The sequence below is a fragment of the Coleofasciculus sp. FACHB-542 genome, from assembly GCF_014695825.1.
Lineage (GTDB): Bacteria > Cyanobacteriota > Cyanobacteriia > Cyanobacteriales > FACHB-T130 > FACHB-T130.
Window position 1 is genome coordinate 95,792 of record NZ_JACJPB010000028.1, and the last position, 15,867, is coordinate 111,658.

The following is a 15,867-nucleotide window of genomic DNA, read 5'->3' on the forward strand; positions in this document are numbered from 1 at the left end:
ATTAAAGTCGAAAAAGGGGAACAGCACCGATAAAGTCAAACATAACTTCTTCTTTAAACTCTACCTTAGTTGAGGACTCTATTACTGTCCTAGTGGACACTATCGTATAGTTAGGGCAAGTACTTAAGCACTGCCTTTATAGTATTTACAGGTAAGAACACCAATCACTCCAACTACCAGCATATAGCTTGCCCGTATGAACTCCCGCTATTTCTAAAGACAACAGATTTACGCAGGCGGTAACGCCAGAACCACAGTAGACTAAAACCTCCTCAGCTTGCTCTAAGCCTACCCATCGTGCGCGTTGTTCCGTCATCGGTCGTAGGTAAGATTGACTACTCGATACTTCCTGCCAAGGATAGTTTACGGCTCCGGGGATATGACCGGCAATTGGGTCAATGGGTTCTCGTTCGCCAGAAAAGCGATCGCCTTCCCGCGAATCTACCAATACCACTCCTGGCAAGTCTTTTCTAGCTTTGACGGTTTCAATATCTACTACCCAGTCTTGTCGCACCTGAGGCACAAACTTGCCTATTTGAGGCGTTGGAAGAACATCTGTAACCGGATATTCCGCTGCCTGCCATCCGGAAAAGCCGCCATCTAACAAAGCCACGCGATCGTGCCCTAGGTAACGCAGCAGCCACCAGAGACGTGCAGCAAAGGCGAATCGGGAATCATCGTAGGCAACAACCAAGGTTTCCTGAAAATTTACCCCAATGGCTGCTAACTTCTTGGCTAATTCATCGGGATTGGGCAATGGATGCCTTCCCCCGTGCTGTCCGACGGGTGCAGAAAGGTCTTTGTTGAGATCCAGATAGTAGGCACCGGGAATGTGACTGGTGAGATACTGCTGGTGTCCCAATTCCGGATTGGCAAGGGAAAAGCGACAGTCCACGACGATAACTTGCGAAAGCTCCGGAGCCGCTGCGCTAAGGTTCAGGTGTTCAAAAAGCCACTCGGCGGAAACGACAAAAGGGGTATCGGTCATTGACTTGACTCTTTGCAATCAAAACAGTGTACAAGTCTTCAGGGAGCGATCGCATCTGTGTTGCCACGGCAATAGTGGAGAAGCGATCGCGTTTTTGTTTGAAATTCAATTTTAAGTATCCATGTGACTCACTTACAATTTATAGAGTTAGCTGAGTGTTAGAACCAATAAAATAGATAGCAAGACACGAAATTATCGCTAAGCTGGAAAGGTTACATTTTGACCAAGACTAAGCCAGTTTTACCCAATAAACTGCAACTAGTTGGTAATGCATTTAATTAGCGGTATGATAAACTTTCGATTCGCTTATCCGAAAGCTTTCACGAGCATTTTTCAAGAGTAGATGACCGAAACTTTAGAATTTTCCTAAAGCAGCATTTTGGTAATCAGGGCTTCATGTCCTTTCGTATTGAAGAGGCTGAAGTGATTGATGCATTATGTAAAAAGTGGGTTCAGGAGTGGGCAAGCGTAGCCGAAGTCGTGCAGTTTGCCTAAGAGTCACTCGTCATCTGGAAAAATTAAATTTAGTTTCAACTGAGCTTAAGCAGTTTTTGCAGTGCTTTATTAACCTGCCTTCCTCTCTAAAAAATGCAAGACATGGGTATCTTCACACCTCAACTCACCGCTGATGGCTCATTCACCTTCTTTTCAGAAGAGTTTGGCGAAACTTTTCATAGTCAGCAGGGTGCGAAGAAGGAAGCCGAACTTAAGTTTGTCGAACCGACTCAACTTAGGCAGAAAGCACAGCAACCAACATTACATTTGTTGGATATTTGTTATGGTCTGGGCTACAACACCGCGGCGGCTTTGGAAACGATTTGGGAAGTGAATCCAAATTGCCGAGTGGAGTGGGTGGGGCTGGAATTAGATGCATCGGTACCAAAAGCAGCGATCGCGCATCATCTACTGAACCACTGGAACCCAGATCACGCCCAAATTTTCCACCAGCTAGCCACTTCTGGCAAAGTTCAGACCGAACGCCTCAATGCTCAGCTAATCGTGGGAGATGCCAGAGCCACAATTCAGCAGATATACCACTCAAACTTCCGGGCAGATGCGATTTTTCTCGATCCTTTTTCACCCCCCCGATGTCCGCAATTGTGGACGGTGGAATTTTTAAGCTGGGTTGCCAAGTGCTTAAAACCCGATGGGAGACTTGCTACTTATTCTTGTGCGGCGGCGGTACGGGCTGCTTTAATCGCCACTGGGTTACAAATTGGCGCGACATTCCCGGTGGGAAGGCGATCGCCTGGAACGGTCGCTAGTTTTACAAACCTAGATATAGCGGCGCTTTCAGTACAAGAACAAGAACATTTGCACACCAAAGCTGCCATTCCCTACCGCGACCCTCATCTGTGCGAACCTGCTGATGCGATTTTGCAGCGTCGTCAAATCGATCAACAAGCCAGTGCTTTAGAGCCAACCTCTCATTGGAAAAAGCGTTGGTTATTTCAATCTCAGCTCAGAATTCAATAGCTCTACAAGCGAGTGCTTTAGAACAAACCTCTGCTTGCAAACAGTGCGGGTTATTACAGTCCCCGATCGGGATTGAATGCGATCGCCGCAATGGTCTAGGTCTCAAACGGCGGTGTATAATCGTAGCATTCTTTGCAATCGCTCAAGTGAAAGATTATTAACTTTTAAGAACTGCCTGACCGAACCCGGACAGATAAAGAATCTCCGAATTTTGTAGGTTATCAGAAGATTAAATCGATGCCTGATGCCAGAAGACGGAAGCTGCAATCAAGATGTCTGCTAAGTGCTGTTAATATCCGTGAAAAACCCGATTCCACGGTTAAGCTATTCGCTCATACTAAAAACAAATTTATGTTATAAATCATGCTCAATTTATCAACGGCTGCTTCTTCTCAAACAAGGTTGTCTTCAGTGAGCTTTATAGGTTCGGAGTTGCCCAAAATTCTGGTGGTTGACGATCATCCCTCCAGTCGGATGACGGCGGTAGCACTGCTATCGGTGGAAGGCTACGAAGTTTTGGAGGCAGAAAGTGGGCCAGATGCATTGAAGCGTGTAGTCGAGTCCAACCCAGATTTAATTCTGCTGGATGTAATGATGCCGGGGATGGATGGGTTTGAGGTATGTCGGAAGTTAAAACAAGACGAACAAACCCGCCTGATCCCGGTCGTTTTTATCACGGCGCTAAATGATAGGCGATCGCGCATTCTGGGCATTGAAGCAGGTGGAGATGATTTTCTGACCAAACCCTTCGATCGCTTAGAACTCTCTGCCAGAGTCCGGTCTCTCGTCCAGCAAAAGCGTTTGAATGAAGACCTGGATCACGCCGAACAAGTCCTGTTCTCGATTGCCCGTAGTGTTGAAAGCCGCGATCCGGCGACAGGCGATCACTGCGAACGGCTGGTGGAAATGGGTAAAGCTTTTGGTGAATTTCTGAATCTTTCTCGCAACGAAGTTCGGGATTTGATGTGGGGCGGTTATCTCCATGACATCGGTAAAGTGGGCATTCCCGACGCCGTGCTGCTCAAAACCGGGAAACTCAACGACGAAGAATGGGTAATTATGAAGCAGCACGTCCTGATTGGTGAGAAAATTTGTCAGCCGCTGCGAACCATGCGGGGCGTCATTCCAATTATTCGCAATCACCACGAACGCTGGGATGGAACGGGTTATCCCGATGGTTTAGCTAATGAGGAGATTCCCTTTTTGGCGCAGGTTTTTCAAATTATTGATATTTACGATGCCCTGACAAGCGAACGTCCCTACAAACGCGCGTTTACATCAGCACAAGCCTTAGAAATTTTTGCAGAAGAAACGGCAAAAGGTTGGAGAAATCCTCAATTAGTAGAGAAGTTTACTGAGTTTATTCAATCAGCTCGCGTTGCTGAGGCGATGCCAGAAGCCGTGTAGGGGCAAGCTCGGATTGACTCAAAAATTTAGTCGGATGCTGGCGTCGGCTGACTGAGCCAATGTTTCACCCGGAAAGAACCACGAACGCTCTTTCATGGTTCATGCTTCATCCTTTATTCTTTTAGCTGGTCTGATAACGCGAAAAGCTGAATATGGTAGCAGTAGCAATTCTTGCAGCGGGACGTGGGACGCGGATGAAATCGGATCTGCCCAAGGTCCTACATTCCTTGGGAGGGCGATCGCTCGTCGAACGGGTTCTCCATAGTTTGTCTGAAGTCGAACCATCGCGGTGCCTCGTCATCGTTGGGTATCAAGGCGATCGCATCAAAGATGCCTTGGTAGAAGTCATCGATCGATTGCCCCCACTTCCCAATCTGGAGTTTGTTGAACAAACCCAGCAGTTGGGCACGGGTCATGCCGTCCAGCAATTACTCCCCCATCTGGAAGGCTTCACCGGCGATTTGCTGGTTTTAAATGGGGATGTCCCTTTGTTGCGATCGCAAACGCTCAAAAATCTGCTGCAAACTCACCAAGAGCATCAGAACGCCGCCACCCTCCTTACCGCCCAAATGCCAAACCCCAAAGGCTATGGGCGGGTTTTTTGTAATGGTCAAAATCTGGTCAAAGAGATTGTAGAAGACCGGGACTGCTCGCCTGCTCAAAAGCAAAATCGCCGGATTAACGCAGGGGTTTACTGCTTCAATTGGCCTCAACTGGAAAAAGTATTGCCGCAACTGGTACCCAACAATGACCAGCAGGAATACTATCTAACCGATGCGGTTAAATTCATGGAGCCGGTGATGGCTGTGGATGTGGAGGATTACCAGGAAATTCTGGGAATTAACGACCGCAAACAACTGAGTAATGCTTACGAAATTTTACAAGAGCGAGTCAAGGATGCCTGGATGGCGGCGGGTGTGACTCTCGTGAGTCCAGACACGATCACCATTGATGACACGGTAGAGTTGCAACCGGATGTAGCGATCGAACCGCAAACTCATCTGCGGGGAAATACCACGATCGCATCTGGGAGTCGCATTGGCCCTGGTAGCTTGATTGAAAATAGCCAGATTGGGGAAAATGTGACGGTGGTTTATTCTGTGGTGACGGACAGTGTGGTTAAAAAGGGCACCCGGATTGGCCCCTACGCCCATTTGCGCGGTCATGTAGAAGTCGGGGAATCTTGCCGCATTGGAAATTTTGTGGAACTGAAAAATAGCACCTTGGGCGATCGCACCAATGCTGCCCACCTATCTTATTTAGGCGATGCCACTTTAGGGAATAAAGTGAACATTGGGGCGGGGACAATTACTGCCAATTATGACGGCGTGAAGAAGCATCGTACCAAAATCGGCGATCGCACGAAAACCGGCTCCAACAGCGTTCTGGTTGCGCCAGTGACACTGGGAGAAGACGTAACCGTTGCCGCCGGGTCTGTGGTCACGAAAGACGTTCTAGATGATTCTTTGGTAATTGCCCGTGCCCGTCAAGTCGTCAGAAAAGGCTGGCGCTTAAAACCCCAGCAGGAGTAAATCAAGATGCCAGTTATCAAGTCTGTATTCTATTTCGTCTTAGCCGGGTTATGCGAAATAGGTGGAGGATATCTGATATGGCTTTGGCTGCGGGAAAATAAGAGTATTTGGTTTGCTTTCTTAGGAGCGATCGCAATGATTCTCTACGGAATCATTGCGACGCTGCAACCTGCGAATTTTGCGAGAGTTTATGCAGCTTATGGAGGTGTCTTCATCGTTCTTCCTATTCTTTGGGGATGGCAAGTAGATAAGATAGCTCCAGACAAATTTGACTTGTTAGGAGGTTGGATTGCTCTGCTTGGCACGCTGGTCGTTATGTATGCGCCTAGGGGTTAATATTTTTACACCCTAACTGCAAGCAGGCTGCAACCTGCCACCCTACTTGCACTTAAGAAATGAAGCCGGATAGGGTGTCACCCGTCCATTCCAAGGTATCGCCCATCTGTTCGCCAGTGTGAAAAGCAGCGAGGAGGACTTCGCTCGTTTTCCCAAATGCGATCGCTCCAGTTGCATCAATCCCAATTGCCCCAAAATCTCGCTGACGCCCACGCGCTTCGGTAAAGGAGCGCTCGAAGGCATCTGCAAGAGACAAACCATCCGTCACCCGCACCACAATCCGCGCTGCCAGACATTCATCAATAATGTCTTCTCCAATTCCCGTACAGCTAATTGCCGCTTGAGCGGTGGCGTAGTTCCCCGCAGGCATTGCGGAATCGCTGACTCGACCAATCCGCTCGAAACCTTTGCCTCCCGTCGAAGTGCCTGCGGCTAAATTTCCCTGACCGTCCAAAACCACGACTCCAATCGTGCCGCGTCCAGCCTCTGGGTCATCCACCAGCTCTTTTTCCGCTACCACCCCAGCGGCTTCTTTAATAAAATTCTCGCTCCGCTCTTGCAGCCACTCTTGCAAGCGAATCTCGATCATCGGATTGTAAATCGGAACCTGCAATTCCCGCACGAGTTCTGCCGACCCGTAATCTGATAGCACGCGATCGGGTGAAGCTTGTAAAGCTTGGGCCAGATCGATGGGATGTTGAATGCGGGATACATTAATCACGCCACTCAAGCGCTGAAATGCCCCATCCATCAGGGAGGCACTCATGCGAATTTGACCATCTGATTGCAGTACCGAACCTGTTCCCGCATTAAAGCGGGGATCGTCCTCCATCAAGTGGCAACCATGTACCACTGCTGCTTGGGCAGTTGCTCCTGCCAAAAGCAGGGTATAAACTTCTTCCACGACTTTGTAGAGTGATTTGCGGACTGCGTCAGCCCCCTCTTGACTTTTGAGGGCGCTACCGGCACCACCGTGAATAATCACCTTGGGTTGCACCTGATTGAGTGACATATTTCAATCCTTTGTAATTTTTAATAAATACCAAGACTCAGCCTTGATTTCAGATTTTAGATTTGTGATGTTTTCAATCCAGTATCGAAAATCTAAAAATTGGGCTTTTACGCGGACTCATTGGCTTGGTTGCGGCGGCGGCGACAGCGCTCCGAACAGTATTTCACATCATCCCAACAATCAGCCCATTTTTTGCGCCAGGTAAAGGGACGCTGACATACCGGGCAAATTTTGCTGGGTAAGTCGGACTTGGATCGAACGCGCTTCATGTTAATTTGACGGTACATTACCAATATTCAATTTTACGAAATAGATCGGAAGTCAGGTAATTATGTCCGCCCATAGAGAGATGCGCTTTTAGACTATTTTATTCTTTTTACTTATGGATGAGACTAGATTAGCTAAGGTGCGGATTGTATTGGTAGAGCCAGCAGGCCCGCTGAACGTAGGTTCTGTGGCTCGCGCGATGAAAAATATGGGGTTGCGGCAGTTGGTACTGGTGAATCCGCAATGCGATCGCCTCTCGAAAGAAGCAACGGATATGGCAGTTCATGCCATAGACGTCCTGGAATCGGCTCAGGTAGTCGCGACGATCCCAGAGGCATTACAAGGGTGCGTGAAAGCGATCGCCACCACTACCCGCTCCCGAACGTTAGATACGCCGCTAGAAAATCCCAGAATCGCTTTACCTTGGTTGCTGGAAGAACCGCTGCCATCAGCCTTGCTCTTTGGCCCAGAAGATCGCGGGTTAAGTAATGTGGAATTAAACTATGCTCAGCGATTTGTACGCATTACCACGAATCCGGAGTATCCTTCATTAAATCTGGCTCAAGCAGTTGGGATTTGTTGTTACGAGCTTTACCAAAATTGGTCAGCACTCAGCAGTCAGTCGCAAACTACTGACAATCAACAGTACGGGCATGGCAGTACCGTGCCTCTCCCAACTGAAAACCCACAACTGACCATTGACCCTGCCTCATTAGAAGTTTTGGAGGGGTATTATCAACAGATGGAAGCCGTGTTATTAAAAATGGGTTATCTCTATCCCCACACCGCTGGCAGCCGTATGGAAAAATTCCGGCGTCTGTTCAATCGAGCCAATCCCAGCAAAGCAGAAGTGGCAATGCTCCGAGGCATTTTCAGCCAGATGGACTGGGCGCTACAATTTTTGCCACATTCTGTTGCTAATGAACCAGAACAGCAAGACGCACCATAAAATAAGCAAAAGTTGCTAGGAACGTTAACGTTAACGCTCTTTTGTCCGTTAGCGGTGTTGCGATACGCAAAAGCATTCGTTCCCTGATGCAAGTGATAGACCCTGGAAAAGTAAAGCCAAGGCTTAGCCGGTACAGTGGTTAGTCACTCTTTTTAACAGCTAACAATTAACAATAACCATAGTGGTGGAGGAGTTAGGAGTGACTCAGCAGTCTGAAACTCAGTCAGTTGTGTCAGCGGTATCAGGAGGAAGTACGTTTAAAGATAATGGGCAAAGCCCAAATAGTTCATCCTCACCGAACCAACACAATCGTTCTGACATCCGCGAACGTCGGCGGGAGCAACAAAAAAGACAACCCGCGTCGCGGAATCGACGCGACGCACTCAAAACGACACCCTTGAGCGTGAGCCGTGAAGTAGCTGCGACGCCGCGAGGAAAGAATCAAAGTTCAGCAAGGATGGGTTTCGGTTTGAAAAATGCGCCCCTAGACACAGAACAAAAAAAATCTTCTCCGTCCCTACGTACTCGAAACTCCTCCCGCGCCAGTCTGTCACTGCGACAGGTGCAGTCAAATTCTGCTCCCAATCGTTCCTTAAGATCCACCACGCCAATGAGGGAATCACTCTCTCGATTCGTTTCCGATGTGAATTGGGGAAGGCAAGGGATAGAAGCACCTGCACCCCAAACAAGCCGTCGCGATCGCTCGCGTCAAGGCGGTTCAATCCCCAATCAAAGTCTGCGCGAGGCAGTGCGCCCTTACCCCGTCACGTCACAGGGGAATGTGAGGCGCTTCCAGAAACGCCCTCCTGCCCAGCCAGCTCAGCCCACAGGCACGCATAAAAGCGGGGGAACTTTACCTCAGCGCCGGACGCGATCGCCCGGACGCCCGGTTTCTCCCTGGCTGTACGGTGCGCGTCTGCTCATCTTGGGAGTGGGAATTGGTGCGATCGCGGGAACTGTTTTATCTGCTTGGGACCCGGCAACCCGCCAGCTAGCAGGCGCTGCTAACAAGGATTCCGCCCTCCATCAGCAGTCAGCAGTCGGGGCGATTGGTCAAGCGCCGGGACAAAAATCACCAGCTCAAGCTGACGCGGCGATGGGTACGGCGGCGGGTACTTCCGTTCTGACGCTGAATCAAGAAATCCCAGCGCTGAAAGCACATATACAGGCGCTGGTGACGCAAAATTCCAAATTAAATCCAGGCGTCTTTTTAGTAGAGTTGGAGACGGGTGCCTATCTTGACTTTTCGGGTAGCGAAATCTTCCCAGCTGCTAGCACCATTAAAGTGCCAATTCTCGTCGCCTTTTTCCAAGATGTGGATGCTGGAAAAATTCGTCTGGATGAACCGTTAACGTTAGAGAAAAATCTGATGGGTTCTGGTTCCGGCGATTTGCAGTACAAAAAGCCAGGGACAAAGTACACCGCCCTAGAGGTGGCAACGAAGATGATTGCGATTAGTGACAACACCGCTACCAATATGCTGATTCAGCGTTTGGGCGGTGCTGAGGCGCTGAATCAGCGGTTCCAATCTTGGGGATTGACGTCAACTGTTATCCACAACGCCCTACCGGATTTGGAAGGAACAAACACTACGAGTCCTAAAGAGTTGGCGACGGTGATGGCAATGGTCAATCAAGGCAATGTGGTCTCGGTGCCATCGCGCGATCGCATCTTGCATATCATGCAACAAACGGTGACAGATTCGTTGCTGCCACGGGGACTGGGGAAAGGCGCTAACATCGCCCACAAAACCGGCGACATTGGCTCTCTAATCGCGGACGTTGGCTTGATTGATATGCCCACTGGCAAGCGCTACATTGCCGCTGTGATGGTGCAACGCCCCCACAATGACGCTAAGGCATCAGAGTTGATTCGCCAGATATCTCGTACCGCTTATCAACACTTCAACCAACCGGCGACACCACCCAGTTCGACGGAAGCGCCATCAGGCATCTCTAGCCCAATTCCCAAGCCGATTACGGCGGGAAATCCTACCAGTTTTATTAATTAGCTGAAGTTAGGCAGATTGGTAAAAATAAACTGAATTTGTTGGGAATAGTAATGGGTAATTGATCGCCGGGAATTTTCAACAGTTAGCATTACTTGCAACTGACCACAAATAGGAGGGTAGCCCACCGAACTGTGCTACCCTCCTATTCTTATTACCTTTTTTACATGAAAAACGTAGTTATGTTTAATTAGGTTTATTAGGGGGAGATAAAAGAGCGATCGCTCTGAAGAATTACCACTTTTTCACCGGACACTGTTCTTAATTTATCTGTGTCGCTCTAACCGCTCAATTACAATATCTTTCGCTATCATATAAAGGATTAATAAAAATCAAAGAAATTGCCCAAATTGTAAAATTGGATTTAAACGCCAACCTTGCAAAAATAAAATTAGCCCGAAAATTAGCAGCAAACTTCTTATAATTGCAGATACAAATTTATCTAATTTTAAAACTGAGGCACTCAAGTTATTTCTTCATCCGGATGCTGCACCTTTAATTAAACTTAGATAGATTATAGCCAGAATAATATATATCATCCCTAAAATTGATGCTGAATTTAAACCAAAATTTATCCTTTCATTAACTCCTTTCCGATTTTAAATAAAATCAATATAAATATCTTTGATAATTATGCAAATAATGACCCCTGTTAAAAGAAATTGTACAAACTGAAGGATTGGGTCTAAACGCCAACCTTGAGAAAATAAAATAAAGCTACACGAGAACATTATTTTTGGTAAAATTACGATTTGAACAACCTAAAAAATTAGGAACAAAGCACTCGTCTGCCTTGAACGTTTAATCATTAGAATCATAGCCATTATCGGGTAAATTAAACCGATAATCCAATACACTAAACCGATTAACGAGGCTAAATTTAAACCGTAGTTAACCATTAAGCACACTCCTTCTTAAGAAAGAGCTAAAATAAACTACGTCAGATTTGGCTGAAGCTTAATATATCTTATTGCTAAAAATAGCCACTAGAAGTAATCCTATTTGAGCTGTAGATGCTAGCCCTTGAGATCCCCGACTTCTTTCTCGAAGTCGGGGATCTCTTATTCACGAATCATTTAGGATTGCTATAGAAGCGATCGCATCTACATACGAATGATGAATAATTCCGAAACAAAATCCTGGGAAGAAGTCCGCATCGCCTTCAAAAAAATCTGGGGATATGATGATTTTCGACCTCCACAAGGAGAAATTATTCGCACCTTGTTGCAAAAGCAAGATGCCCTAATTGTGATGCCAACGGGCGGGGGAAAGTCGATTTGTTTTCAACTCCCGGCGCTTCTGCAAACGGGACTAACGTTAGTGATTTCGCCCTTGGTAGCGCTAATGGAAAATCAAGTGCAGGAATTGCGCGATCGCAAGTTACCCGCTGCCTTGTTGCATAGCGAAGTGCCGACTCACCAGCGACGGCAAACGCTGCAAACTCTCGAACATTTGAGATTATTGTACTTATCCCCAGAAACGCTGCTGAGTGCCCAAGTTTGGGAAAAGTTGTGTCAACCAAAACTAAAAATTAACGGCTTAATTCTCGATGAAGCGCATTGCTTAGTGCAGTGGGGAGAGACATTTCGACCAACTTATCGACGACTGGGAGCGGTGCGACCGGCGCTGCTAAAATTAAAGCCAGCTGGGACTAAAATCGCGATCGCTGCTTTCACTGCCACTGCCGATCCCGCAGCGCAGCAAACCATCCAACAAGTCTTACAACTCCAACAGCCAGCGGTTTTTAAAAATAGCCCCTATCGGCAAAATCTACACCTGAAAGTGCAAACCATTTGGACACCTAGAGGACGCCGCCAAGGGTTATTCAAGTTTATTCAGGAAAGACCCAAACAAGCAGGGTTAGTCTACGTCCGCACCAGGCGAGATAGCGAAGAATTAACTCAGTTACTAAGCGATCGCGGTTGTGCAACAGCAGCTTATCACGCGGGGCTGAGTCCAGAGGAACGCCGCTCAATTGAAGCAAGCTGGCTGAGTGATGAAATGCCTTTTGTCGTGTGTACCTGCGCCTTCGGGATGGGGATTAACAAAAGCAATGTTAGGTGGGTTGTTCATTTTCACTCGCCTTTACTACTTTCCGAGTACGTGCAGGAAGTAGGGAGAGCTGGACGAGATGGTAAATTATCTGAAGCTTTAACCTTGGTGAGCGAACGGACGGGGTGGCTGAACCCGGAGGATAAGCAAAGACGGGAATTTTTTGCGGGAAAGATGCGATCGCAATATCAAGAAGCTCAGCAACTCGCATCCAAACTCCCACCAAAAGGGGAAGTAACCGCCGTAACCAAACAGTTTCGAGACGGTGCTATAGCGCTTGCTCTCCTCCACAGTGCTGGACAATTGGAGTGGCAAGATCCCTTCAATTATGTTCGGCGTTCGGTTGGAAAATCTCGCTCTTTTGGGGAACTCAGTAGCCAGCAGCAGCAAGTTCAGTCCCAGATGGCTCAATACCTGAACACACGACAGTGCCGTTGGCAGTTTTTGTTACAGGCTTTTGGCTTCACCCAAGAGGCAGCTGGCTGGCGATGCGGACACTGCGATAATTGCGCTCGAAGCTAATCTTCGGAGTCTGTATCAGTTGTTAACCCGCTGCGAGCAACGTTGAAGATGAAGTAGGTTTTCACTTCGGAATTGAGTCATGTTTATTCAAACTCATCGTCTGCTGCTGCGGGAATTTACGGAAGCCGACTGGTCTGCCGTTTTAGCTTATCAATCCACGCCAGCATATCAACGCTTTTATCCAGAGGTCGGGCGCACTGAGGCAGACGCTCGCGCCTTCGTTAATCGCTTCCTCCGGTGGCAGCAGGAAACGCCCCGATGGAGGTATCAATGGGCAGTCGTCCGGAGACAGGACGGACTGATTGGTAATTGCGGTATTCGCAAAAGCGATCGCGATGCCTCAGAAGCAGAAATTGGGTGTGAATTGGCTCCCGAACACTGGGGGCGAAATTATCCGGTTGAAATGAGTCGTCCGCTACTGCAATTTGGCTTTACAGAACTTGGACTGCATCGCATTTATGCACGCTGTATCGCTGAGAATAGAGGGGCGGTGTCATTGGCGCAGAAGCTTGGGATGACCCAAGAAGGTCGCTTGCGAGAGAATGTCAGCATCCGGGGACGGTGGCATGACACGCTCGTATACGGCATCTTGAAGCAGGAATGGGAGGCGATGGTTGAATAACACCGGAACACGGACTAAGTTAAACTTCTTGAGGCAAAAGTCTTTTCTTTCTTCTTCATGGCTAGAGCCAAGGGCTTGAAACCCTGTCTGCTGAAGATGCCAACTTCTTTTTTACTGAGTCCTCAGTCCTCACTCCTCAGTCCTCACTCCTCACTCCTCAGTCCTCAGTCCTCAGCCCTCAGTCCTCACTCCTCAGTCCTCACTCCTCACTCCTCAGTCCTCACTCCTCACTCCTCACTCCTCAGTCCTCACTCCTCACTCCTCAGTCCTCACTCCTCACTCCTCAGTCCTCACTCCTCACTCCTCAGTCCTCACTCCTCACTCCTCACTCCTCACTCCTCACTCCTGAAGACTTTTTCGCTCAAAAGGCAAAAGGCAAAAGTAAATATTTTTACTTTTGCCTTTTATAGACCCTAGACTTTAGTTGAGCGACGACGAGAGGGCTTATTCTCTCGCCTCTCCCGATCTTGGCGACGGCGATCGCGCCATTCTATCAGCGTCAGATAGATAATGCCCCCAGAAACCACCATTAACAGGGCGAAGGTAGAAAAAGCCAGAACAGTCAGAACAGAAGTTTCCACAATGCTTTTAGAAGCCGTTACGACCCCAAATGACCATTGAAATCGACCAAGTAAACAAAACCAAAACTGAAACCCAACCGAGACTCAAAATATCCATAGTTGTATGTAAAGATAAGTGCCCAATAATCACTCCAGCGCCTATCATAATTCAATTTGAGGCATCTATGGCAGACCTCGGCGAATGACGAGGTCGCCAAAAAAACCTTTAACTGAACTAGGAGCGATTTTCACAGGATATTGCACGAGATGGTTGATCGGCTTGAGCGAATAGAATCTATCAAGGCAGGAACTGTTGCTGCTTTGTCTTTTTTCCTGGGTTATGGCATTGCTACCCTGAGCAATATTCTCGTGCTGTCGGAGCAGTTTGAGACACTCGCCAATCTGAAAGTCACGAATGGCGTTCACTTTCTAGTGAGTATGGCGATCGCTCTTTTGAGCGGCTTTCTGTTTGGCGTCACCTACCGCTATATTATTCGGGAAGACCCTAACCCACACCTCAGGACTGGCGCAGTGTTTGCCTTTGGGTTGGTGCGGGGATTAGGGCAAGTGGAGGCTGGGTTAAATTTCCCCGATGCCTTCTGGTCGTTTGGGATTCTAGGAGGAGAGAGTATTTTGCTATTTGCGATCGCTCGTCTCCTCCTCGACTGGACAATTCAGCTAGGCTGGGTAAAACCGTTTAAGTCAAGCTAAATTCCGCAAACTCTGGTTGCCCATACATCATATTTCGGTCAACCGCTGAGAGGATTTTCTGGTTCGCAGCATCAGAATTAAGACACTGGCAAGTCAACTGCGCGACATCCGCGCGATGAATCGTCCCCGCAACTCGCGGATCTTCCGTCAAAACGCCATTGCCAGTTGCTGGTTCAGCCTTCAATCCGCCGGGGCGGATAATAGTGTAAGTCAGTCCGCTGTCAATCAGATACTTCTCGGCTTTCTCCTTTTCAATTAACACTGGCTTCAGCGTTTCTAAAGCTTGTGGAGGGATAGCCCCGACACTATCTCCACTTCCAATCGAAGAAATGAGGATAAACTTTTTTACCCCTGCTTTCACAGCAGCGTCAATAAGATTTTTGTTCCCCAAAAAATCAGCTCTTTCGCCGTCTTTGGGTAAACCGCCGATGGTGCTAATCGCAGCATGAATCGGTTCATCTCCTAAGATTGCCTGCTCAACTTCGGCAACATTTAAAGCGTCTCCCATCACTCCTTTAATTCCCATCGCTTCTAATTCGGCAGCAGATGCTTGCGATCGCAGTAGTGCCTTTACCTTCTGATTTTGCTTGGTTAAATAGTTAGCAATTTCTCGACCAACGCCCCGACTGGCACCCGCTAGAAAAATATAGGATTCACTTGTCATCTTAAATTTCTTACTGTCCTAACTTGATATTTCATATTTTGCCGTAATTCGAGCGAAGAAAAAATGTAAAATTCCCAAAGCTATTCTTCAATTTTGCATTTTTAATTTTTAATTTTTAATCTTCTCCTTGCCACCATCACCAGCCAAGATTGAGCTTCACAGGGCAATCCTGGGGGACGATAGTAGTGGTGGAGAATCTCAAAATCAGCTTGTTCTAGACAGGGTGCTAAAATTTCATATTCCCACCCGGAAACAAAGCGATAGCCGGTTGGACGAACGCTATAGCCTTCGCTATCTCCACGACAAATAGAAATAATAATTGCACCGCCAGGAACCAGCGCTTGATGCAAATCCTTCAGCACTTTCACCATTTGGGCATGAGGAACGTGAAGTAGCGATGCATTCGCAAAAACCCCATCAAAGGTTTCTGGCGGCAGATCGAGATTAAAAAACGACTGCTGCCAAACCTCACAATCGGTAGCCTGTCGTGCCATTTCCACAAATGCAGGCGTTGCATCCAAGCCAATCGCAGTATGCCCTTGACGTTTGAATGCCAGCAAATCTCGTCCGGGACCGCAGCCTAGATCGAGGATTTTACCCGGATTTTTAGGCATCGCTGCTACTAAGGCATCACGATTTTGGGAAACATCGTGATCCCAAGTACCTTCCCGAAAAGATTCCGCCGTCGCTTGGTACTCCGCAATTGTCAGTTGCTCGTGTTCCTGCATCATTCGCCTTTCTCAAACCTACTAGAATCTTAC

Annotated in this window: 17 protein-coding genes and 1 pseudogene; 10 read left to right on the plus strand and 8 right to left on the minus strand. The window is 47.9% G+C overall.

Annotated elements, in window-relative coordinates:
- Positions 1 to 145: 145 nt before the first annotated feature.
- On the minus strand, positions 146 to 988 hold the full coding sequence (locus H6F52_RS09550) for a sulfurtransferase (RefSeq protein WP_190534072.1): 843 nt from the start codon (positions 986 to 988) through the stop codon (positions 146 to 148).
- Between the two features lie 588 nt (positions 989 to 1,576).
- On the opposite strand from H6F52_RS09550, the gene H6F52_RS09555 reads away from it, so the two are divergent.
- The 4 genes from H6F52_RS09555 (at position 1,577) to H6F52_RS09570 (ending at position 5,739) form a co-directional block, all read left to right on the plus strand.
- The gene (locus tag H6F52_RS09555) at positions 1,577 to 2,464 is read left to right on the plus strand and encodes an MnmC family methyltransferase (protein ID WP_190534074.1); all 888 of its coding nucleotides are present in this window, start codon (positions 1,577 to 1,579) and stop codon (positions 2,462 to 2,464) included.
- Positions 2,465 to 2,875: 411 nt separating this feature from the next.
- Positions 2,876 to 3,871 (plus strand): two-component system response regulator, encoded by a 996-nt coding sequence (locus H6F52_RS09560; protein WP_347276199.1) that lies wholly within the window; start codon positions 2,876 to 2,878, stop codon positions 3,869 to 3,871.
- Positions 3,872 to 4,023: 152 nt separating this feature from the next.
- Entirely contained in the window at positions 4,024 to 5,403 is a 1,380-nt protein-coding gene (glmU, locus tag H6F52_RS09565) for a bifunctional UDP-N-acetylglucosamine diphosphorylase/glucosamine-1-phosphate N-acetyltransferase GlmU (RefSeq protein ID WP_190426984.1), read from the plus strand.
- 6 nt (positions 5,404 to 5,409) lie between these two features.
- Positions 5,410 to 5,739 carry a YnfA family protein gene (locus H6F52_RS09570; RefSeq protein WP_190534079.1) on the plus strand — a complete coding sequence of 110 codons (330 nt, stop codon included), beginning with the start codon at positions 5,410 to 5,412 and terminating at the stop codon, positions 5,737 to 5,739.
- A gap of 52 nt (positions 5,740 to 5,791) precedes the next feature.
- Here the strand turns inward: H6F52_RS09570 and H6F52_RS09575 are convergent, their stop codons facing one another.
- Positions 5,792 to 6,751, minus strand: coding sequence for an isoaspartyl peptidase/L-asparaginase (locus tag H6F52_RS09575; protein ID WP_190414704.1), 960 nt, complete (start codon positions 6,749 to 6,751; stop codon positions 5,792 to 5,794).
- 107 nt (positions 6,752 to 6,858) lie between these two features.
- Complete coding sequence (locus H6F52_RS09580) at positions 6,859 to 7,020, minus strand: DUF2256 domain-containing protein (protein ID WP_190414705.1); 162 nt, start codon at positions 7,018 to 7,020, stop codon at positions 6,859 to 6,861.
- Positions 7,021 to 7,133: 113 nt separating this feature from the next.
- Here H6F52_RS09580 and H6F52_RS09585 point away from each other — a divergent pair, with 113 nt between their 5' ends.
- On the plus strand, positions 7,134 to 7,967 hold the full coding sequence (locus H6F52_RS09585) for an RNA methyltransferase (RefSeq protein WP_190414706.1): 834 nt from the start codon (positions 7,134 to 7,136) through the stop codon (positions 7,965 to 7,967).
- A gap of 199 nt (positions 7,968 to 8,166) precedes the next feature.
- Positions 8,167 to 9,978 (plus strand): serine hydrolase, encoded by a 1,812-nt coding sequence (locus tag H6F52_RS09590; RefSeq protein WP_347276200.1) that lies wholly within the window; start codon positions 8,167 to 8,169, stop codon positions 9,976 to 9,978.
- Between the two features lie 596 nt (positions 9,979 to 10,574).
- Here the strand turns inward: H6F52_RS09590 and H6F52_RS26065 are convergent.
- Positions 10,575 to 10,697, minus strand: a pseudogene (locus H6F52_RS26065) (Ycf66 family protein); the annotation flags it as partial.
- Positions 10,698 to 11,091: 394 nt separating this feature from the next.
- Between H6F52_RS26065 and H6F52_RS09605 the strand changes: the two are divergent.
- The 3 genes from H6F52_RS09605 (at position 11,092) to H6F52_RS09615 (ending at position 13,588) form a co-directional block, all read left to right on the plus strand.
- Positions 11,092 to 12,549 carry a RecQ family ATP-dependent DNA helicase gene (locus H6F52_RS09605; RefSeq protein WP_190534190.1) on the plus strand — a complete coding sequence of 486 codons (1,458 nt, stop codon included), beginning with the start codon at positions 11,092 to 11,094 and terminating at the stop codon, positions 12,547 to 12,549.
- Between the two features lie 79 nt (positions 12,550 to 12,628).
- The gene (locus H6F52_RS09610) at positions 12,629 to 13,171 is read left to right on the plus strand and encodes a GNAT family N-acetyltransferase (RefSeq protein ID WP_190534085.1); all 543 of its coding nucleotides are present in this window, start codon (positions 12,629 to 12,631) and stop codon (positions 13,169 to 13,171) included.
- 96 nt (positions 13,172 to 13,267) lie between these two features.
- Positions 13,268 to 13,588, plus strand: a complete 321-nt coding sequence (locus H6F52_RS09615) for a hypothetical protein (protein ID WP_190534088.1) — start codon at positions 13,268 to 13,270, stop codon at positions 13,586 to 13,588.
- Here H6F52_RS09615 and H6F52_RS09620 read toward each other — a convergent pair.
- Both H6F52_RS09620 and petN read right to left on the minus strand, forming a co-directional pair.
- Positions 13,585 to 13,752 (minus strand): hypothetical protein, encoded by a 168-nt coding sequence (locus tag H6F52_RS09620; protein WP_190534091.1) that lies wholly within the window; start codon positions 13,750 to 13,752, stop codon positions 13,585 to 13,587. The two genes, H6F52_RS09615 and H6F52_RS09620, sit on opposite strands and share 4 nt — an antisense overlap.
- Positions 13,753 to 13,759: 7 nt before the next feature.
- Positions 13,760 to 13,849, minus strand: coding sequence for a cytochrome b6-f complex subunit PetN (gene petN, locus H6F52_RS09625; RefSeq protein ID WP_190430645.1), 90 nt, complete (start codon positions 13,847 to 13,849; stop codon positions 13,760 to 13,762).
- Between the two features lie 149 nt (positions 13,850 to 13,998).
- Between petN and H6F52_RS09630 the strand changes: the two genes are divergently transcribed.
- Positions 13,999 to 14,442 carry a hypothetical protein gene (locus tag H6F52_RS09630; protein ID WP_190414713.1) on the plus strand — a complete coding sequence of 148 codons (444 nt, stop codon included), beginning with the start codon at positions 13,999 to 14,001 and terminating at the stop codon, positions 14,440 to 14,442.
- Here the strand turns inward: H6F52_RS09630 and H6F52_RS09635 are convergent.
- On the minus strand, positions 14,429 to 15,106 hold the full coding sequence (locus H6F52_RS09635) for an SDR family oxidoreductase (RefSeq protein WP_190534093.1): 678 nt from the start codon (positions 15,104 to 15,106) through the stop codon (positions 14,429 to 14,431). The genes H6F52_RS09630 and H6F52_RS09635 overlap by 14 nt on opposite strands.
- 101 nt (positions 15,107 to 15,207) lie before the next feature.
- The gene (locus H6F52_RS09640; RefSeq protein ID WP_190534192.1) at positions 15,208 to 15,834 is read right to left on the minus strand and encodes a class I SAM-dependent methyltransferase; all 627 of its coding nucleotides are present in this window, start codon (positions 15,832 to 15,834) and stop codon (positions 15,208 to 15,210) included.
- Positions 15,835 to 15,867: the final 33 nt, after the last annotated feature.